The sequence below is a fragment of the Pseudomonas sp. BIC9C genome, assembly GCF_034541995.1.
In the GTDB taxonomy this organism is placed as follows: domain Bacteria; phylum Pseudomonadota; class Gammaproteobacteria; order Pseudomonadales; family Pseudomonadaceae; genus Aquipseudomonas; species Aquipseudomonas fluorescens_CC.
The window spans coordinates 148850-168099 of record NZ_JAWDGM010000001.1; the positions used below are offsets into that span (position 1 = coordinate 148850).

A 19250-nucleotide genomic window follows, 5' to 3' on the forward strand; every position below is an offset into this window, starting at 1 on the left:
GAACACAATATGACAGACCAACTAGACTCCACTGCGCTGGTATTGAGTATCCGCGGCAGTACCAGCCCCCAACAGCAACTCACTCTCACCTCATTGAACTGAGTAAACAAAATCATGTGTAAATCATGTGATTCAAGCTCTGCTTCAAACACAACAGGCCGCCGTCGTTTTCTTCAATTTGCCGGATTGAGCGCAGGCGCCCTGCTGCTGACCGGTACACTGCCCGGCCAGATCATCCAGGCAGCCGAAAAAGCGACAGCCCCACCAAAACCCCAAAACGTAATCAGTCCCGATATGGCGTTGAAAAGACTGATGGAGGGTAATGAACGATATGTAAGCGGTACTTCCACTACACATGATTTCAAGGCCGAGCGAGAGGCCTTGGTTTCCGGTCAAAATCCGTTTGTGGCAGTACTGAGTTGCTCTGACTCGCGGATCGCCCCGGAATACGCGTTTGACACCGCGCGCGGCGATCTTTTCTCGATCCGCGTCGCGGGCAACTTCGTGACCCCGGAAGGCTTGGCCAGTCTTGAATACGGAGTTGCCGTACTTGGCGCCCCGTTGATTCTCGTACTGGGACATGAGAGCTGCGGCGCCATCGAGGCAGGTATCAAGGCCGTGAAGGATCATACGGTATTTCCAGGCCATATCCCGAAACTGACTGATGCACTCAAGTCGGCTATCGAGACAGTGCTGAAGCAACCCGGGAGCTTGATGGAAAACGCCACCGCACAGAACGTCAGAAACTCTGTCAACAGCCTGAAACAGGCCTCGCCCTTGCTGACCGATGCACAAAGCAAGGGCATGCTGAAGATCGTGGGAGGTGTCTATCGCCTGGCGAGCGGCAAGGTAGAGCTGGTCGCCTGAACCGCAATACGCACATCGCCCGCATCGGAGCACAACCCCGCATGCAAAGAGCCCAGCGCGATGGCTGGGCTCTGTTTATCTTCGGTTTTCCATCATTTTGTCAGCAAGGGTTTTGGCCCTCTCGATCAACAGGTTTTGCCTGTCTTCGTGAGTAGCCCCGCCAACAACCGGGGCAGTCAAATTGCTTTCGGCAATCAATGCAGCGCAGAAGTATTGATCCCAAACAGTCTTGTCCACAGATGCCTGCTTGATGATTTGATCGGCGTTCATGGGCGGCTCCTTTCAATGAGGCAGCACCACTAGTTTACGCCGGAATGACAAAGAAACCGGGCTATCACCCACAGTGGCCCGCCATTCGTCGCCTGCGAAAATCCAGCGAAGAAATCACTCGCATCCGTGGCTTGAGGATTGCAAAGTACGCGCGTAGCCGCGCCGGAACGACATGATTCTGACGCAGCAGCCATTCAATCAATGCTTAAGGACTCCAGCGATACGCTAGGTCAGTCACCGGGAGATGTAACGTGTCAACGCTCAACGAAATCGCAATGAACCACGCGAGAATGGCTAAGGAAAAGGCAGCAGAGTCGACCGAACTGAGCGAGCGACACCTCCAGATCGTAGGGAGCTTCGAGGTACCATCCATTGAAGTACAGCAGAACATCCCGATGCACCTGATCGCTGGAGTGCAGGATGGCCAACATGGCATTGCGGCGACCTTTGCCCTCTGACTGCTACCGAGCGCACAGGTCTTGCCCCGACTGCCATTAGCACCTCCACACTGAAGCGTGAATCACACTGCAGACTCAACAAATAACACGCAATATTTGTGGATTTAAAATCCATAGTCCAAACATGACCCCCTCTGTCAGCCCCCACCTATCGATAATGACTCCTGGCAAAAGGGCCCACCTTTAGGTGAGCCCTTCCAGACCGCCCGGCAGAGCGGATTTTGATGGTTAGACACGATGACTCATGGATTGATAGCTAGTAGTTACTTCGCGACATACTTCGCGCCATGTGGAACGTTAAGTTTTGCCTGCAACATCCCCCACTCGCGCTGAATGATCGAATAAGGAATAAAGATGCTGAGCCTCTCGGCCCCCTTTACGCCGGGGTGATCGCTCACATCGTTCAGAGTGGTTGAGTAGAAACCGATATTGATACCGACAATACAGCCGTCGCTGGCAAGAACCGGCCCACCCGACATGCCCTTGACCAGCGGGGCATCGTGGATGGCATAGAGATCACCGCTGTGTTCATCAGCATTGATGAACGGCGTTTGATACACCTTGCCTTTCCCGGAAGCGGCCATGAGGTAAGGACTCGCCCCAGCGGCAGTTATGCTCTCGCCCACACGCGGTGCGCGCCATGATGGGTAACGACCGTTGGCCTTGTGCTGGATGAAGACGAGATCGCAGCCTGTGCTGCAGCTGTACTTCACATTGGGGATGAACGGAGTGTGACGGGTGGTTACGGCGTAGTCCTCGTTCCATTGCACGGCCGAGGCCATGTATAGATACGGCACAGGGAAGCCCGAATAGACTGAAAAATATGAATCATTAGTTGGCCCCGAAAAGTCGGGTTTAACGATGCCGTTGCATCCTGCAGTTACAGCTCCAATTAAAAAGTAGGCCATGATCTTGATCATGATATATCACCGACTTAATAGGGAGAATGTGACTGTTTTTTGTTGTCATTATTTTGGCTTTTATCGGGTTGCAGTACTCCTCGCCACTTGTTCCAGTTGGACGTTTTCTTACTTATGGCCGAGATTGTAATGACGCGTATGAATAAATTGCGCTAAGGTCAATCGCTTTTCGAACAACTGCAAAAGTTCAAATATTTGGCGCCTGAAAAACATTAAACACGAGGAATTAAAACAAGAGCGGCTATCGTTAATATCGTCCGCCTGAATCAATCGCCACGCCCGTCACCCATAATAGCGACAAGAAGCCTGATGTTTGGCACAAACAGTTGCTGCTCTCGGCTCATCTGGTGGAATAGTGCTACTTGGGGATCGAACGTACATAGCAAGCACCCTGGTAATTCCAAGGGGAGTCATTATCCAGGGCGAGAACATTTACATCAGAACCAATGGCTCACTCGGCCAGATCACTGTGGATGGCGGCCCGTTAGAAATTGATGCGGGATTGCGCTTGAATCCCGAGAGCCTCTTGTGAACGTTTTCCTGGGCAAAGAAAAAAGGGAACCCTTGCGGATTCCCCTTCACACCGCTCAGCAGAGCGAATTTCGTTTGGTAGGCGCGACTGGACTCGAACCAACGACCACGCCATGTCAAGGCGACCCGAAACGAAGAATTCATCAAGATGACGGAGTGACTTCTCCGTGTCACAGCCCTGGTTACTGAAAACCTCTATCCAGACGCGATGCGCACCTAATTCCCCCCAACCAAAACAAACGTACGTTCGCGGCTTTTTGAAGATTTCACTCAAGATGAAACGTATCATCAGCGAAATTATCCAGACAGCCACAAAGCGCCTACGCTTTGATCTGCGCCACCACTTGCCTCAACACCTTCCGAATATCGTTCCTGCCCGGAGCGATGTGTGCGAGCAGGTCCATAAGCCAACGGATTAAAGAGACAACGCCATCACAATGATCGTAGATAAAAAAACATCAACACTCGCCTTCGGCACGCCAAGCCCTGTTGGAATAAACAACTCCCTCGAATCACTCATAGCAAAACTACAATCCTGGACGTTCAACAAACCAGAATGCTTGCTGATTAGCGATAAAACGACTATCAACTTGACTCCCACGGAATGCATAGTGCTGGACTTATTAGCAAGTGGATCTGAACGCGTTGTAAGTAACGAAGAAATCCTTGCAAGGTTAAACAAGGACCCTGGCAACTATAAAGGATTGCGCATGTGCCTCAGCAGGCTACAAGCAAAATTCAAGAAAGTTACCAAGGGCGATAACCTCTTTCGGCCGGTAAGAAATCGTGGTTACTGCCTCATCCAGGTAATACATCCTGATTGAGCCCGATATCTCAGGGGCATGTGGCGCCGTGATCGCCCCAGCCCGGTTCGCCAACGTGTACTGCTACAAGGGGCCATGATGGCAAGGGTTCGCCCCGCCAGCCACTTCAGGAGGGGAGCTGCGTTTGACGCAACTGGCGAGGCGAACGATTAAACGCTAGCTGAATTGCCTAGCCAGTCGCCTTCATCCTGTCTGAATGGGTGCCCACCCTGACCAGTTGCTGGCCATTCAGTAATCCATCTGAAACACACCAGGCCGGGCAAGCGGTCATGACTTTACCCAGCGCAGCGCCAAGTGTCCCGAACACAATCCTGAACAAAATTAACATTGAGCCTGCCGGTGAACGGCGCGCAAGGGTCCGGGAAGACGAAGAACCATGGGAAGCCAGTACACCTGGAGATTGTCATGGGCCAGGCGCTGCGGGAGGTGGTGCTGGAGTGCATGAAGTCGCCGATGGTCTGTCCCCTCCTTATCCACTACTCACCGAAGGCGCGCAAACGCCCCAAACTGGACGCCAAGCTACACTGGAGCGCAGTGACGTCGGACCACCTGACCAAATCGCTTGCCCAGGCGCAGGACGACTCGTAGGCCTACGAAGAGCTGCCGGCCGGTGAGCGCCCTACTTTCCATGAAATCCGCACACTCGATGCCTGGCTGTACGAGCAGCAAGGTTTTGAGCAGGAATACATTCAGGGCCTGATGGGGCACCGAGCATTATCAGCCTGGACACAGCGATGATGAGGTGGCTTACAGAAAGGTGAATACCGATTTGAAACTTTGAAAAGTGGTTGGTTTTTCGAAATCGTTTCCAGCGTTTTTCAAAACGGCAACAAAAAAGGGCCCACCTTTCGGTGAGCCCTTCCAGACCGCCCAGCAGAGCGGATTTTGTTTGGTAGGCGCGATTGGACTCGAACCAACGACCCCCACCATGTCAAGAGCCACCATGCTAAGCGCTGAGCCACGCAGCTCAAGGCCTTAAGAGAACGCCCATTCACATTATGAGGCGTCAACAATGGCTAACATCCGCTCCTTACCGTCAGGAAACTGGAACGCTCAGGTACGACTGAGAGGGAAACCTGCCCAGTCCAAAACCTTCCCTACTCAGGCACTGGCCCAAGCATGGGCTAACCAGCTTGAAGCCGTCACCAAGGAACACCAAACCCATACGATTTACACCTTGGGCATGACCTATTGCGAAACCCTACTCAAGGGTAAGGGTAGCTATGACCATGCTATCAAGATCGTTGACCAGCTCTTTGCTGCATTCCCTCAGTCAATCCATGACATCACCCCTCAGCTAGTCAATGACTTCAAGCTGAAGCGCCTACAGACGGTCAAGCCTGCTACCTGTCGCATACAGTTAGCGTTCATGTCCCGTTTTTTCAGGTTCGCTAAGCGTGGCCTGCTAATCGACATACACAACCCCGTAAGTGACATAGCCCTACCCAAGCCGGACAAGTCGAGCGACAAGGTAATCAGTGCTGGCGAACTAAGACAATTGCTCAACAAGCTCTCCCCCACCATGGCGCTCATCGTAGAGCTCGCCTATGAAACGGCTATGAGACGCTCAGAAATACTCAAGCTCACTACTCACTGCCTTCACCTGGAGGAACGTATTGCGGATGTAATTGACGGGAAGAACGGCACTAGGTCTGTGCCTCTAACATTGCGTGCCATAGAGCTACTGAAGGAAGCACAGCGACTAGCATTAGCAGACCGAGCAAGCAAGGGAAGACTATTCACTGTGACGCCTCATAGCGTGTCACAGGCAGTCAGGATAGCAAGGAACAAAGCAGGCCTTGATAGTAGCGTTAGGCTTCATCAGTTGAGGCATACACGCATTACCAATGTAGCCAAGAAAGGATTTAACAACGCTCAGATAATGATTGTGTCGGGACACAGAGACACTAGGTCTGTAGCTAGATACTCTCACTTGAACGCCAAGGATGTACTTCACCTGATTGATTAAGTGCTCTTTTAACCCACAGAAACGACGTTGATTGTAGACACCCCCTTACAACCATACGTTGTCATAGCCCCTTTACAGGGGCTTACAGCGTCACAGAGTAATGGAATACGAGCAACATAGAGTTACTAATAGAAAATAATTTCAGATGCCATGTAGACAATCCTCTTAAAAAATCAGTATATATAAATATAAGGTGTTAATTTTCACCACTTCCTTGAGTCAGTGAGGGGAACTGACTTTGTCTGTATGTTAGAAAAGAAACACCATCACCAACGTAACAGATCGAGCTTATAACCATGATTATCACACTAGAAGAAATCGTAGCTGTACAACATCAAGCGTTAAACACACTACCCCGCAAGATCATCTACTTAATGATTCGCAACGGAAAAGGCAACACAGGTTGGACTACAATATCCAGAGGGCAATTCTCCAGAGCAACTTCACTATCACGCCGTAGCATTGACTACGTAATAGAACACCTAACAAGTATTGGGCTGATCGAACGTCAAAAATCAGCAGCCAATGCCAACGCCCCATACCAATATCGAGTAATTGAAGCTTAAGGAACCATATGAAAACTATTACAATGAGTGATGTACACGAGCTAGCTCGTCGCACAGGTAATTCACCTCAAGCTGTACTGACCGAACTATTCGCAGATGGCTATCAGATTGCAGAGGAAGCCCCTCAACCCAGAGGTAATCCGCTCACATCATCTAAAGACGCCCTTGCACAATGGAAAGCATCTAAACAAAAAGTAGCTGACGAACTTTACAAGGGCGACCCCCTAGTACGCCAGATGATGGATGTAGAGAATACCTATAAAGGGTTTGGCGCCCAACCTCATAAGAGCGTAGTAGTAAGAGATGAAGCTGGAAACGTTTCAGGAACTACTAAGTCCATGCTTACTGGTGCCACAGCGAAAGAGCAAGCTGAACTGATGGCAGCCATCCGTGCTACCTACAATCAAGGGGAGTGATTATGAAGAACGTAGAATTGACACAATCAGAACTGAGAGCCTTAGAAGAACGCCGCTCATCGTTAGGCGCTATAGATTGCAGCATAGCAGAAAAGAACAAACTCATCACAGGCATCAGAGATTATAAGGGGAGCGAATATGGCATGAGCCAATATGGCTCGTATCAGGTGCTTTCCGTTCATGGTTGCAGCTCACTTCCTGTAGAGCTTCAGGGCATCTTCACAGACCCTAGGCAAATCACACGAACAATAGATACTCTAATCACAGAAGGGAAACTGATTGAACCCAAGTGAGCCGAAGGTTATTTACGTAGCAGAAGCCACGCCAGGAACAGGCAAGACAGAGCAATTCATTAGGGAGCTAGACTCAGCACCTTACAAACGCTATCTCTATGCTGTACCTACCAAGGTATTGTCAAAGGATGTTGTTAAGCGCATTCAAGCAATCGGAATCAATCACATCTGCGTAATCAATAGTGACACTCACAAACACGTCACTAACACAGTAGAATGCACACTGCTAGAAGATGACCCTAAGGTTCTTATCATTACGCATAAGACACTATTAGACCTTGACCCTTGCTACCTGCAAGACTGGGTTGTGGTCATTGATGAAGTCCCATCGGTCGCTAACAATCTCACCAGAGATATTGGAGACCATGCTTATACTAACTTCTTAGAAAAATTCATTGAGATTGATGGCGTCTCGACCAAAGCGTCTATCAAACAAGGAATGACAAAGGAAGCAAGGGCCATCTACTCAGATGTAATAGATGACAAGGGAATGTCAACCATCACTACTTGTCTTGGGGCACTCCTTCGGGGCAAGGCTGATGTATTCATCAAGGAGTATCTCAGCAAGAAGGAAAACAAATGGAAATGGCAAGTCAGAGTTATTGATTACTTCGACTTAAGCGGAATCTATGAGCACGCCTTAGAAACACACATCCTCGGAGCTAATGTCACAGGAACCCTAGCCTATCAACATGCCCTCACCAAGGGCTACACCATTGCAGCGTCTAAACTCACACCAGAATACAGACGCTATAAGTTTCCAAGCTACATCTATCCATTGATTGGGGGCAGTAAGGTTAGCAAGACCATGCTGCTTACCCTCCCTGACGGCAGCATAGCCGAGGAATGGAATGATCGAGTATACGGGCACGCACTATTACGCGACGCTATTGAGTTCGTACAAGGTGAACCCATCCTTGTTCAGGTTCATGAGTGGTGCAAGTATCCTTTCGAGGATCATCAGAATGTAATACACATTCCTTTTGATGCGAGGGGATTGAATGGATATTCAGACGTACACCACACGCTATCTCTGATTCATGGAAACCCTAACCCTATTGATGATCAGAATAACTCTGAGATGCTTGAGAAAATGGCCATCTCATCATCAGTAGGTAAGCAAGCCTTGCGCAATGAACGCTACAGAGAACTGATATTCCAAGCCGCTACACGCAGTAGCATTAGAACCTTTAATAATGATAGACCTACGGTTCACTTTGTACCCACAGAGGAATCTGGGCTACATCTAGCGTTTGATCTTAGGGGGTGTCACCATGTCCTCAAGGATCTTACTAGACCAGCACCAAGCACGCACTCAAGAAGCAAGCTAGAGGAAAACATCTTGATAGCAAAAGAACTATCATCTGATGGTTTATCCGCAAGGAAGATCGCTAGTCTAATGAATGTTAGTAACTTCACCATATCAAAGTGGCTAAAGTCATGAGCTATAGACTGTGAGTATTTCCTTAAAGATACTCTAAGAGAAACCTCACACTTAATGCCAAACAATCAAAAGCAAAAGCAACGCCAGCAAGCTGACAAAGAGCACGCATTAAAGAGAGAATCAAAAGCAGAGCATCTACTAGTAATCCGCTCTTGATCTTTCTTATTTGCGTATGCCACCCCGTGGCGTGCTCTTGCTTTTACTTTTGCTTCTGTCACGAAGTGACGTTAAGACACACCCATCATTGGAAAACAAGAATACTCTATACAGATATAATCAAGGAAGCATCAGCTATCTAGACTGCGATCTACCTATTAACTCTATTGCTATGCCTTCAATACTCTCAGCTACTAATCCTACAGATAATGCAGAACTACAGCATTTTAGCCATAGCCCTAAATATCATCTGCTACTCAATCACCCTGATAATTACTACTCAGCACACAAGACAGAGAACACCATGAACCTAACAGATAAAGACAAGACCGAATACATTGAAACAAACTCACACTTTGACCTAGCCAAACGATTAGGCGTAACCATGCTCACCTTAGATACTTACGCTGAGGAACAGGGATGGAAAGAGGAACACCGCATCTACTGGCATGACAAGTCTATTGAGATTCTGAAACAGGAACTCGTCAATGGAAACATTACCGCAGTGAAGGAGATGCTTAAGGTAACAGGTAGTGTAAGACCTGTAGGGCGTCCACGCAAATCAGAAGTTGAGCGCGAAGTGGCGATTGGCAAGCGGATTGCTGACGAATATCAGGCAGACATAGAAAGAATGAAGCTTGTAGACACAAAATAGAATAATTATTTATTAAGATAGGAGGGAGGCATTGGCTTTGAATAACAACAACCAAATTACCGATATTTCCTGACCAGATAGAATCTAAGTAACGACATAATAAAAAGCCGAACAATCACAGCTACAACAATAAAGATCACAGCACCTATGATTTTACCTTTGAACACCGCTATACACACAGCAGCAATCAAGACAGACACCATAAGCATGTTGCATATCATACCTATTGGATGATAAAACGCAGTTACTTTGATCACTGAAGCTAAGCGTGCCTGATCACTATCCAATGTATGCACCATCCGTTTTTTGAATATAGCTAGGGCATAGTGAGCGTTACGCTCAATTTCTAGGAGACTCCTAGATGCCCCTCAGGGGTGCTCAATGCGTTACCACATTGGCCGTTCTTCACAGGGGCTTTCGCCTACTGTGCCTGATAGTTCAGCTACCAGTAACCTGCCAGACTTAACCATCCCAAGTCTGGATATGGAGCTAACCTTTACGGCGTTAGCGACCGGGCCTGTTTACAATCCACCGGCGCGGACTATGCTCACTTTCATTAGGTGACTGTGCTATTCAAAGTCTCACCACCTACATACTCACTCGCTAGCGCCCCCTAAAGGGACATACAGTTGACTAGAATCAGCAAGGCCCGTTTGCCTATGAAACGCATATATACCCTACCCTACCGCATACCGTCAAGCTGAAGCCTCGTCGAACCTGACACGTCATAGCCGCCAATGCTCGCGTAGTCGATTCAGCGTTCTTTGCCTGGGTGATGTATCCCTCTACACAATCACGGAACGGTAAAGTGATAGCGTATGAGAGAACCAGAGCAGAACAAAATATTGAAGCTGCAATCCATTTCATAGCCCCCCTTTTCAAGATAATCAAGCGCTTGGGTTTCTCTTCATATTATTGAGCATCTTCGCATTTACCTGCATGCGCTTTTGAAGCTGATTTCCAGAGAGATTTCTCTTCCTCATAGTGTCAATTGAAAACTTATACTCCCACTCATTTATCCACCCCTTACTATAAGCATGAGTAATGGCTTCAAAATTAAGAGATTTTCCTTCATCCTTTCTTACACGCTTTACAGCCTGAAAAATCAAATCCGAGGGCAGACCAATGAACTTTTTGACACAGCAGTTCCCTACGGTAGCCTTGTTTAGATTTTTCTTATTCTGAAGCACACAGATTTCTTTGATCGGATAATGGCCGCACAAGCAGGTTTCAAACTCATCCGCCTCGTAAATATTGTGAAGCGTCCATTCCCGCTTGGCTTCATCCCATGCAACTGATTGCGAAAGAGCGAGTATCTCTCTCGTCAAATTGAACTCAGACATTGCTTCCCTCCACCACTAGCGTATTGACACCATAGTAGCGGAAGAGGTGAGGATTTCTGGCAGAAATCCATTAGCCACATTGCATACATAAGCACCCCACCCCACACCCCCTGCCCACCCCTGTTAAAGAAACGCGTACAGCCCTCTACAGCCTCACTGAAGGCGTGCACGATTCAACACATAGCGTTGGGGTGGAGAGCGTGGCCGATAGGCGTCTATCACCTCACAGCAGGCACGTAGCTCAGTTGGTTAGAAAGCCTGCCCTTGTGAGGTACGAACAACGGGCAAGGGAGTGAGCTTGCGAACGTACCACCACCTAGACAAGAAAGTGCTCAGGCCATACGTATCAATAGGTTAGGGAGAGTCGTTCACAATTCTGAGTGTGAACAGAGGCAGGCATGAACCTACGTTCACATTGCCTTGTGTGAACGAAGCCTATAATTTGTGAACGTTTTCTTAGGCAAAGAAAAAGGGGAACCCTTTCGGATTCCCCCTCACACCGCCCAGCAGAGCGGATTTTGTTTGGTAGGCGCGATTGGACTCGAACCAACGACCCCCACCATGTCAAGGTGGTGCTCTAACCAACTGAGCTACGTGCCTGCTGTGAGGCGGCATTCTACGGAATTCCGGAGGGGTGTCAACACCTTTTTTCGAGCTAACCCTATGAATATGCAAAATATTTAATTTTGCCGGTACAAAGAAGATTTTCCGGGTGGCTGGCGGCCGATTTTCAACTCGGGTAGGATCAACGCACTCGTAAAATATATTAAACAGAGGCTGCCGGATGGCTAACACCCCCTACCCCGAGTCCTACTACGCCGCATCGGCCAATGCGGTTCCGCCGCGCCCGGCGTTGCAGGATGACGTCGAGACCGATGTCTGTGTGATTGGCGCCGGTTATACAGGGCTGTCATCTGCCCTGTTTCTGCTGGAGAACGGCTTCAAGGTCACGGTGCTCGAAGCCGCCAGGGTGGGTTTCGGGGCGTCCGGGCGTAATGGCGGCCAGATCGTTAACAGCTATAGCCGCGATATCGATGTCATCGAGCGCACAGTCGGCCCCAAGCAGGCCCAGTTGCTGGGGCAGATGGCGTTCGAGGGTGGGCGAATCATTCGTGAGCGGGTCGCCAGGTACAACATTCAGTGCGACTTGAAGGACGGTGGTGTGTTCGCCGCGATGACCGCCAGGCAGATGGGTCATCTCGAATCCCAGAAGCGCCTGTGGGAGCGTTTCGGACACACCCAGCTTGAGTTGATGGATCAACGCCGCATCCGCGAAGTGGTGGCGTGCGATCAATACATCGGCGGCATGCTCGACATGAGTGGCGGCCACATCCATCCGCTCAACCTGGCACTGGGAGAGGCGGCAGCGGTCGAGTCCCTGGGCGGAACGATTTACGAGCAGTCGCCGGCCGTACGCATCGAGCGCGGCGCCACCCCGGTCGTGCACACGCCACAAGGCAAGGTCAGGGCCAGGTTCATCATCGTCGCCGGCAACGCCTATCTGGGCAATCTGGTGCCGGAACTGGCCGCCAAATCGATGCCTTGCGGCACACAAGTGATTACCACCGAGCCACTGGGCGAAGAACTGGCGAAGACCCTGTTACCACAGGATTACTGCGTCGAAGACTGCAACTACTTGCTCGACTACTACCGCCTCAGCGGCGACAAGCGCCTGATTTTCGGTGGCGGCGTGGTATACGGCGCGCGGGATCCGGCGAACATCGAAGCGATCATTCGACCGAAGATGCTCAAGGCGTTCCCGCAGCTCAAGGACGTGAAGATCGATTACGCGTGGACGGGCAACTTCCTGCTGACCCTGTCGCGCCTGCCTCAGGTCGGACGCCTGGGCGACAACATTTACTATTCCCAGGGCTGCAGCGGCCATGGCGTGACCTACACGCATCTGGCGGGCAAGGTTCTGGCCGAAGCCCTGCGCGGCCAGGCCGAGCGTTTTGACGCGTTTGCCGACCTGCCCCACTACCCGTTCCCCGGCGGACAAATGCTGCGTACCCCGTTCGCAGCGCTGGGTGCCTGGTACTACGGATTGCGGGACAAGCTCGGCGTGTGACCGACAGATGCAAAAAGGGCCGCAATGTGCGGCCCTTTTTCATGTGGCTGTGTTTTACAACCGGTCCCGCGCGATACCGCTACGAATCCGCAGGATGTCCGCCAGTACCGCCAGGGCAATCTCTGCTGGCGTCTTGCTGCCCAGGTTCAGCCCAATTGGCGCATGAATCCGCCCCAACTCGACCTCCCCCAGCCCACCAATGCGCCGCAAGCGCTCGAAGCGCTTCCGCGAGGTCTGCATGGAACCCATCACACCGATATAGAACGCCTCGGTGCGCACCGCCTCCATCATCGCCAGGTCATCGATACGCGGATCGTGGGTCAACGCCACCACCGCCGTGTCGCTGTGGCAGCCACCATCGGCAATGAACACCGACGGCAGTTGGCGGCGAATCTCCACGTTTTCCAGCACGACGCCTTCCAGCACTTCGTCCCGCGGATCACACAGGATCACCTCGAACCCCAGGCCCACGGCAAACTCTGCACAGGCCTGAGCGACACTGGAATACCCGGCCAACAACAAGCGCTGGGCGGCGCCGACGCGCACACGCACCCGGTCGATTTCACGCTCGATACGCACACCCTGCTCACGATCCTCGAACAGACTGCGCGCACCGCTTTGCAGGTCGACTTCGCGGATCAACCGACGCCGGCCCAACAGTGCCGACTCCAGCTCCCGCAGATGCGCTTGCACCTCGCAATCGGCGTCAAGCTTCTCGACCAGCACATCCAGCACCCCGCCGCACGGCAGGCTAACGCGGGAGCGCGGGTCGTCGCCTTCGCCGTAACGAACAACGCTGACCGACTGCAGAAACGCCCCCTCGGCGACTCGCTCGAGAAAGTCTTCCTCGACACAGCCACCCGACAGCGAGCCAATCCAGTGTCCATCAGTGTTCACCGCCAGCAGCGAACCCGGTGCGCGCGGTGCCGAGCCATAGGTGGCCAGCACCGTACACAGCCAGATGCGCTGACCGGCCGCCGACCACTCCAGCGCCCGGCGCACGACTTGCAGATCGAGATGCTGCATATCAGTGCGCCTTGTGCTCGAGCGGCGGTGCATCGGCCCGCAACTTCTGCACGTCGTTCAGCGCCAGATCATTCGGCTGACCGCCCCATCCCTGACGCAGGTAGTTCAACAGATCCGTGAGTTGCTCGTCGCTCAACTTCGCGGCGAACCCTGGCATCGGCTGCATGTGTTCGAAACCGGAGAATTTCTGCTCACCGATACCGTCGTCGATCACCCGCACCAGGTTGCGCGGATCTTCCAGGCGCAACGTGGTGTTGCCACGCATGGCCACGGCAATGTGTGGTTTGCCCTCACCGCCCGGCGCATGGCACCCGGCGCAGACATTCAAATATTCCTGACGGCCGCGCTGGGCGCTTGGGTTCAGCTTGTCCAACGGCACTTCGGTGAGCACTTTCGCCGCTGGCGGCTGGTCGCCGAGCAGGAAAGTCGCCATTGCCGCCAGATCCGGATCATTGAGGCCCTGGGTGCTGTTGTGGAACACCGGGAACATCTCGTTGAACATCGTGCCCTGGGCGCTCATACCGTGCTTGAGGAACGAGCTCAGGTCCTGATGATTCCAGCCACGGGCCGCCAGGTCAGCGGCCAGCAGGCTCGGCGCCAGATATCCGTTGAGAATGCCGCCGGTCATGCGCTTGTCCTGCTGCATCGCGCCCGGCAAGCCACGCGGCGTATGGCATTCGCCGCAGTGCCCCAGCACGTCGACCATGTACTGGCCACGCTTCCAGGCTTCGCTCTTGCCCTCGGCAGGCCCCAGCTTCACGTCCTTGCCGTACATCATGTTCCAACCCATCAGGCCCAGGCGCACGTTGAACGGGAAGCTCAGGCTGGTGACCGGCGCTGCACGTTCGATCGGCTCGACGGTTTTCAGGTAGGCATGGATCGCGTCGGAGTCTGCACGGGGCATCAGGTGATAGGAGGTGTACGGCATCGCCGGATACAGGTTTGCGCCATCGCGGCGCTTGCCTTCGGTCAGCGCGGCAAAGAACTCGTCATCGCTGTACAGGCCGATGCCGTGCTCTTTGCTCGGGGTGATGTTGGTGCCGTAGATCGTGCCGAACGGCGACACGATCGGCAGGCCGCCCGCATAGGGCGCGCCACCTGGTGCGGTGTGGCACGCCATGCAGTCGGCGGCGCGGGCGAGATATTCACCTTGCTTGACCTGCACATCATCGGCGTGGGCCAGCAATACAGGCGCAGCCAGGCCGACCGCCAATGCCAGGCGGGAAAGTAGACACTTCATGCTTAACCCTCCTTGACCAGGCCGAGATCGGTCAGCACGTTGCGTGTGGCGCTGTAGTAGCGCACGTACCCGGTGCAACGGCAGATGTGATGACCGAGGCTGTCCTCGATGACTTTTTCCAGCTGGCTTTTGACGATGGGCTGACGCTGCAGCTTTTCCACCAGCACGGTCGCGGCATTCACGAAGCCCGGTGCGCAATAGCTGCACTGGAAGGCGAATTCATCGACGAAGCGCTGCTGGATCGGGTTCAGCTCGGTGACCTTGCCCTGCTCGTCGCGGGTCGCATGGCCTTCGATGGTCCGCACCTTCTTGCCTTCAAAATAGTGCGCACCCGTGATGCAGGTGCGTACTTCTTCGCTGGTGCCATCGGGGTTGTCGACGATCACCACGCAAGCGTGGCAGATGCCCTGGCCGCAACCCAGGCGCGAACCGGTGAGGTTCTTGTACTCGTGCAGGTAATCGATCATCGGCAGGTCATCAGGGATGTCCACCGGGCCGACGGATTGACCGTTGAGGGTCAGTTGAAGCGGACGGTTAGCCATTGAGGGCCTCCTTGATGCGTGCAGAAGTGATAGGCAGGTCGCGGACACGTTTACCGATGGCGTGGGCCACGGCGTTGCCGATGGCACCGACCACCGGGATCATCACCACCTCGGCGATGCCCTTGGACGGGTCGCTTGGCGACAGTGGCGGCAGGATCTCCGCCGTCTGTTTCCCACACCGCAACGTGACGCGCCATCGGCAGTCGGTAACGGTTGAAGTTCCAGTCACCCTCCCCCGGGCCGCCCTCATACAGCGGCATCTCTTCCATCAACGCATGGCCGATGCCCATGGCGATACCGCCTTCGAGCTGGCCCTTGACCAGTTCTTCCACCAACACCCGACCGCACTCGACCCACGAATGGTGGTTGAGCACCGACACTTCCGCCGAGCCCTTGTTGACCTTCACTTCCACCAGCGTCGCGACCGGGCTGTAGTAAGTCACCGCCGCGTTGTTCAGCTGGGTTGCCGGGTAGGCGATGTTCTGCCGATCCAGCAAATGGAAACCGGCGCTGCTCATCTGCGCCCTCTTCGCTTTTGGCGCACCGTCGCCGTACTTGACCGCCAGCCCATCGAGCGGCAAACGCTCACGCACGCCGTCGATGCTGAACTCAGCCTCGGCCCAGCTCCAGCGGTTGAAGCCATGCACGGTCGCGCCAGTCACCAGCCCGCGTTCGTGGGCACGCTTGGCCAGCATCGCGAACGGCAACGGTTCCATGCCATTGGCGGTGAGTTTGCCGTCGACCCAATGGGCGTCTTCACGGCGCACCACGTAAGGGTTGGCCTGACCGCCGTAAGGGCCTTGTCGCCAGATTTCCAGCGCCGCCGGCCACAGGCCGTGGTTGAACAGCACACGCGCCGCTTCACGGGTGGCGTGGCTGAAGTAGTAGGCGGAGTTGGTCGCCGACGACGCCGAAGCGATTTTGCCGACCCAGCGCGGGTTACGCAGGAAGCTGTCCTGCTCGGCCTGGCTCATGATGTAAGGGTTGCCGCCGGTGACCAGCTGCATTTCCTTCCAGTCGGTTTCGCCGGTCTTCACTTCGTGCGCAGGCAGACCGAGGAAGTCGGCCACTACCATCGCTTGCGAAGTGGACATGCCGGTGCCGATCTCGATACCGATGTGACGCAAGTTGATGCGCCCTTCAGCGGTGAATTCGATGCTGGCCATTGGCGCTTCCGAACCGGTACCGAAGTCTTTCTGGCAGATGGCGAAACCAACGCCGTACCAGTTGTCCGGATCGGCGGCTTCGCGTTGTTTCTTGATCGCGTCGCGATTTCTCCAGACTTCGTGAACTGCGGCCTTGTCGAGAATCTCGTGCAGGCGCAAGGCACCGGCCGGGATTGCGCCCTGGGTGTTTTTCATCCCCGAGCGCAGCGCGTTCTTGCGGCGCAGCTCAATGGCATCGATGCCGAGGCGATCAGCGATTTCGTCGACCATCATTTCGGTCGACGCCATGCTCTGCAGGGTGCCGTAGCCGCGCATCGACCCGGCTTCTACCGCGCGGGAATGGTAAGCCGTGACCAGCAGATCGTTCTGCGGCATGTAGTAGATCGATTGTGCAGCCGTGGCGCCCACCGCAGCCACCGAAGGGCTGTAATTGATTCGCCCGCCACCGTCGACGCTCATTTCAGCGCGGAAGATCTTGAAGCTGTAGTCGTTCTTGTCCACCGCCAATTGATAGCGAATGTCGAACGGGTGGCGCTTGATGCCGCTCTGGAACTGCTCGTAGCGGTCGTTGGCCAGGCGCACCGGCACACCGGCGCCGTACAACGCCGCGAGGGCTGCGTAATAGACGAAAATATTGTGGTCTTTTGATCCGTAGCCGACGGTGTAGCCCGGGTGCATATTCAGGTTGGCCAGACCAAAGCGCGACGGCGCGATCATCTTCGCGGTTTCGGTCGCAGCCTCCAGCGGGCATTGGGTGGCGACGACGAAATGCAGGGTCTTGGTGGCCGGGTCGTACCATCCGTTGCCGTTGTCCGGTTCCATGGCGGCCGGTTCGATCGACGGGGTCTTGTAGCGCTCATCGAACACCAGCCAGTTGTCCGGTGGCGTATCGATCTGCTGCTTCATGCGCTCGGCGTAGAACAAACCGCGCTCGGTCAGGTTGCCGTGCAGGTTCGGCTGGGAGTTCCACACCGGACGACGGTTTTTCAGCATCGGGAACAGGATCGAGTCCTTGAGGCTGGCGAACTCATCTTCATCCGCCGAGGTCGCACCGCCGACGCGCACGTACCGGAAGCTGCCATAGGGATCACCTTCGTAGAACGGTACCTGGGCACCGTAACGAATCGCCTTGTCATTGAACTTGAGCTTGCTCTTGGCCTGACGGAAACGCTCGAAGTCGTTCCAGATCAGGATCGCCACGGGGTGCCCGATGAACATCGGTACCTTGCCGGCCGGCAGCAGTGGATCCGGAGCGTGCTCCTCAGGGAACACGATACCGTCCTTGACCAGGTCTTCGGCGGTAACGATGCGGTCCGGCTGCAGCTCGGCACCGAGCCACGAAAGGTCGAGCCCCGCGTAAATGCGGTCTGCCTTGACGGTCTTGAGCAGCATGGCGTGGCCTTGTTGCTGCGGCCAGCCCGGCATGTCCTTGGCGCGGATGTCGCGGGCAAAGACTTTGCTGCCGCAGACCTTGGACAAGGCATCGTTACGGGCGCGCGCCTTGCCATTGTTACCGAGCCACTGCTCGGACGGCACGGTCACGCTGTTTTCCATCAAGGCGGCCAGCGCCTGGCTGCTCAATGGCGTGAGCGTCACGCTCACACCCGCTACCAGCCCGCCCTGAAGGAACGAGCGCCGGGATATATCACGGTTGGACATGGATCATCCTCTGGGCGGTCATGGGGTCCGCCCTTCTGATTATGTACTGGAAAATCTCGAGTCTTGCAGAAGCCCTTCTGGACGTGGCAAAAGGCTGTAATGACAGTGCAAAGCTGACCGAAAGGTTAAGTTTATAGACTTGCGACTCTGCGGAAAACCAAAAATTGACCAAAAGATCAAAAAACCGCGACTTTTTGGCGCAGCGTATTGAGGGTGTCGACGGAAGACGAGAACAAGATTCGCCCTGCCCGAGGACAGGCATGCAGGAAGGACTGACAGGAAAAATACAGGGAGGGGGAAATCAAATTTCAGAAACAAAAAACCCCGGTCTTTCGACCAGGGTCTTTGCTATCGACTCGAATCAGCCAGTGGCTTCTTCGTAGCTCCAAGGCGTTCAGTTGGCCTTGAGGCAGATATGGCGCAGCGGACGGGACTCGAACCCGCGACCCCCGGCGTGACAGGCCGGTATTCTAACCGACTGAACTACCGCTGCGTATCGCTTTGAGCAGATGCTCAAGTAACTCGTCTGATTGAAAGCTCCGAGACTTTTCAATCTCTCTTTCAATCTCGAATCAGGGCATGCCTGACTCGGAAAATATGGCGCAGCGGACGGGACTCGAACCCGCGACCCCCGGCGTGACAGGCCGGTATTCTAACCGACTGAACTACCGCTGCGCGTCGGTGGAGGCATTTCAGCCTACCTCTTGCTTTCGCAAGTATCTCAGGAGTGGTGGGTGATGACGGGATCGAACCGCCGACATTCTGCTTGTAAGGCAGACGCTCTCCCAGCTGAGCTAATCACCCGTTTGCATCTCCGAGGCCGCGAAATTTACGCAG

General features: G+C 53.8%; 17 protein-coding genes, 4 tRNA genes and 1 pseudogene. 11 read left to right on the forward strand and 11 right to left on the reverse strand.

The genetic code is table 11. From position 1 onward, the window contains the following. Positions 1 to 114: 114 nt before the first annotated feature. Positions 115 to 867 carry a carbonic anhydrase gene (locus RS887_RS00725; protein ID WP_322614024.1) on the forward strand — a complete coding sequence of 251 codons (753 nt, stop codon included), beginning with the start codon at positions 115 to 117 and terminating at the stop codon, positions 865 to 867. A gap of 75 nt (positions 868 to 942) precedes the next feature. Here the strand turns inward: RS887_RS00725 and RS887_RS00730 are convergent, their stop codons facing one another. Continuing rightward, complete coding sequence (locus RS887_RS00730; protein WP_007993363.1) at positions 943 to 1137, reverse strand: hypothetical protein; 195 nt, start codon at positions 1135 to 1137, stop codon at positions 943 to 945. A 251-nt stretch (positions 1138 to 1388) separates the two neighbouring features. Here RS887_RS00730 and RS887_RS00735 point away from each other — a divergent pair, with 251 nt between their 5' ends. Further along, positions 1389 to 1595 carry a hypothetical protein gene (locus tag RS887_RS00735; protein WP_322614025.1) on the forward strand — a complete coding sequence of 69 codons (207 nt, stop codon included), beginning with the start codon at positions 1389 to 1391 and terminating at the stop codon, positions 1593 to 1595. A gap of 263 nt (positions 1596 to 1858) precedes the next feature. On the opposite strand, the gene RS887_RS00740 is transcribed toward RS887_RS00735, so the two are convergent. Further along, positions 1859 to 2515, reverse strand: coding sequence for a serine protease (locus RS887_RS00740; protein WP_322614026.1), 657 nt, complete (start codon positions 2513 to 2515; stop codon positions 1859 to 1861). Between the two features lie 968 nt (positions 2516 to 3483). Here RS887_RS00740 and RS887_RS00745 point away from each other — a divergent pair. The 8 genes from RS887_RS00745 to RS887_RS00780 all read left to right on the forward strand — a co-directional run bounded on the left by RS887_RS00745 (position 3484) and on the right by RS887_RS00780 (position 9369). After that, positions 3484 to 3870, forward strand: a complete 387-nt coding sequence (locus tag RS887_RS00745) for a helix-turn-helix domain-containing protein (protein WP_322614027.1) — start codon at positions 3484 to 3486, stop codon at positions 3868 to 3870. 405 nt (positions 3871 to 4275) lie between these two features. Then, positions 4276 to 4458 carry a hypothetical protein gene (locus tag RS887_RS00750; RefSeq protein WP_322614028.1) on the forward strand — a complete coding sequence of 61 codons (183 nt, stop codon included), beginning with the start codon at positions 4276 to 4278 and terminating at the stop codon, positions 4456 to 4458. A gap of 424 nt (positions 4459 to 4882) precedes the next feature. Continuing rightward, entirely contained in the window at positions 4883 to 5839 is a 957-nt protein-coding gene (locus RS887_RS00755) for a site-specific integrase (protein WP_322614029.1), read from the forward strand. Positions 5840 to 6135: 296 nt separating this feature from the next. Next, positions 6136 to 6405, forward strand: a complete 270-nt coding sequence (locus RS887_RS00760) for a hypothetical protein (RefSeq protein ID WP_322614030.1) — start codon at positions 6136 to 6138, stop codon at positions 6403 to 6405. A gap of 8 nt (positions 6406 to 6413) precedes the next feature. After that, on the forward strand, positions 6414 to 6821 hold the full coding sequence (locus tag RS887_RS00765; RefSeq protein WP_322614031.1) for a hypothetical protein: 408 nt from the start codon (positions 6414 to 6416) through the stop codon (positions 6819 to 6821). Between the two features lie 2 nt (positions 6822 to 6823). After that, positions 6824 to 7114 carry a hypothetical protein gene (locus tag RS887_RS00770; protein WP_322614032.1) on the forward strand — a complete coding sequence of 97 codons (291 nt, stop codon included), beginning with the start codon at positions 6824 to 6826 and terminating at the stop codon, positions 7112 to 7114. Continuing rightward, positions 7101 to 8558: a DEAD/DEAH box helicase family protein gene (locus RS887_RS00775; protein WP_322614033.1), complete on the forward strand. Its 1458-nt coding sequence runs from the start codon at positions 7101 to 7103 to the stop codon at positions 8556 to 8558. Before RS887_RS00770 ends, RS887_RS00775 begins: the two co-directional genes overlap by 14 nt. A gap of 460 nt (positions 8559 to 9018) precedes the next feature. Continuing rightward, entirely contained in the window at positions 9019 to 9369 is a 351-nt protein-coding gene (locus RS887_RS00780) for a hypothetical protein (RefSeq protein WP_322614034.1), read from the forward strand. Between the two features lie 887 nt (positions 9370 to 10256). Here the strand turns inward: RS887_RS00780 and RS887_RS00785 are convergent. Both RS887_RS00785 and RS887_RS00790 read right to left on the reverse strand, forming a co-directional pair. Beyond that, a complete protein-coding gene (locus RS887_RS00785) occupies positions 10257 to 10712 on the reverse strand; it encodes a hypothetical protein (protein WP_322614035.1) in 456 nt (151 codons plus the stop codon). A gap of 523 nt (positions 10713 to 11235) precedes the next feature. Beyond that, positions 11236 to 11312: transfer RNA gene (locus RS887_RS00790), tRNA-Val, on the reverse strand. Positions 11313 to 11496: 184 nt separating this feature from the next. Between RS887_RS00790 and RS887_RS00795 the strand changes: the two genes are divergently transcribed. Further along, entirely contained in the window at positions 11497 to 12780 is a 1284-nt protein-coding gene (locus tag RS887_RS00795; RefSeq protein WP_322614036.1) for an FAD-binding oxidoreductase, read from the forward strand. Between the two features lie 54 nt (positions 12781 to 12834). On the opposite strand, the gene RS887_RS00800 is transcribed toward RS887_RS00795, so the two are convergent. The 7 genes and pseudogenes from RS887_RS00800 to RS887_RS00830 all read right to left on the reverse strand — a co-directional run bounded on the left by RS887_RS00800 (position 12835) and on the right by RS887_RS00830 (position 19217). Continuing rightward, positions 12835 to 13806 (reverse strand): XdhC family protein, encoded by a 972-nt coding sequence (locus RS887_RS00800; protein WP_322614037.1) that lies wholly within the window; start codon positions 13804 to 13806, stop codon positions 12835 to 12837. 1 nt (position 13807) lies between these two features. Next, positions 13808 to 15046 carry a cytochrome c gene (locus RS887_RS00805; protein ID WP_322614038.1) on the reverse strand — a complete coding sequence of 413 codons (1239 nt, stop codon included), beginning with the start codon at positions 15044 to 15046 and terminating at the stop codon, positions 13808 to 13810. Between the two features lie 2 nt (positions 15047 to 15048). Further along, on the reverse strand, positions 15049 to 15588 hold the full coding sequence (locus RS887_RS00810) for a (2Fe-2S)-binding protein (RefSeq protein ID WP_007982256.1): 540 nt from the start codon (positions 15586 to 15588) through the stop codon (positions 15049 to 15051). Then, positions 15581 to 18413, reverse strand: a pseudogene (locus tag RS887_RS00815) (xanthine dehydrogenase family protein molybdopterin-binding subunit). Before RS887_RS00815 ends, RS887_RS00810 begins: the two are co-directional and overlap by 8 nt. Before the next feature lie 416 nt (positions 18414 to 18829). Then, positions 18830 to 18906: transfer RNA gene (locus RS887_RS00820), tRNA-Asp, on the reverse strand. A gap of 105 nt (positions 18907 to 19011) precedes the next feature. Next, positions 19012 to 19088: transfer RNA gene (locus tag RS887_RS00825), tRNA-Asp, on the reverse strand. A gap of 53 nt (positions 19089 to 19141) precedes the next feature. Further along, a tRNA-Val gene (locus RS887_RS00830) sits at positions 19142 to 19217 on the reverse strand. Positions 19218 to 19250: the final 33 nt, after the last annotated feature.

Excerpts from the sequence above, each read along its gene's own strand:
- RS887_RS00750 (WP_322614028.1), top strand. The coding sequence starts at position 4,276 with ATGGGCCAGGCGCTGCGGGAGGTGGTGCTGGAGTGCATGAAGTCGCCG.
- RS887_RS00805 (WP_322614038.1), bottom strand. The coding sequence starts at position 15,046 with ATGAAGTGTCTACTTTCCCGCCTGGCATTGGCGGTCGGCCTGGCTGCG.
- RS887_RS00730 (WP_007993363.1), bottom strand. The coding sequence starts at position 1,137 with ATGAACGCCGATCAAATCATCAAGCAGGCATCTGTGGACAAGACTGTT.
- RS887_RS00745 (WP_322614027.1), top strand. The coding sequence starts at position 3,484 with ATGATCGTAGATAAAAAAACATCAACACTCGCCTTCGGCACGCCAAGC.
- RS887_RS00765 (WP_322614031.1), top strand. The coding sequence starts at position 6,414 with ATGAAAACTATTACAATGAGTGATGTACACGAGCTAGCTCGTCGCACA.
- RS887_RS00755 (WP_322614029.1), top strand. The coding sequence starts at position 4,883 with ATGGCTAACATCCGCTCCTTACCGTCAGGAAACTGGAACGCTCAGGTA.
- RS887_RS00770 (WP_322614032.1), top strand. The coding sequence starts at position 6,824 with ATGAAGAACGTAGAATTGACACAATCAGAACTGAGAGCCTTAGAAGAA.
- RS887_RS00740 (WP_322614026.1), bottom strand. The coding sequence starts at position 2,515 with ATGATCAAGATCATGGCCTACTTTTTAATTGGAGCTGTAACTGCAGGA.
- RS887_RS00780 (WP_322614034.1), top strand. The coding sequence starts at position 9,019 with ATGAACCTAACAGATAAAGACAAGACCGAATACATTGAAACAAACTCA.
- RS887_RS00725 (WP_322614024.1), top strand. The coding sequence starts at position 115 with ATGTGTAAATCATGTGATTCAAGCTCTGCTTCAAACACAACAGGCCGC.
- RS887_RS00785 (WP_322614035.1), bottom strand. The coding sequence starts at position 10,712 with ATGTCTGAGTTCAATTTGACGAGAGAGATACTCGCTCTTTCGCAATCA.
- RS887_RS00760 (WP_322614030.1), top strand. The coding sequence starts at position 6,136 with ATGATTATCACACTAGAAGAAATCGTAGCTGTACAACATCAAGCGTTA.
- RS887_RS00810 (WP_007982256.1), bottom strand. The coding sequence starts at position 15,588 with ATGGCTAACCGTCCGCTTCAACTGACCCTCAACGGTCAATCCGTCGGC.
- RS887_RS00795 (WP_322614036.1), top strand. The coding sequence starts at position 11,497 with ATGGCTAACACCCCCTACCCCGAGTCCTACTACGCCGCATCGGCCAAT.
- RS887_RS00800 (WP_322614037.1), bottom strand. The coding sequence starts at position 13,806 with ATGCAGCATCTCGATCTGCAAGTCGTGCGCCGGGCGCTGGAGTGGTCG.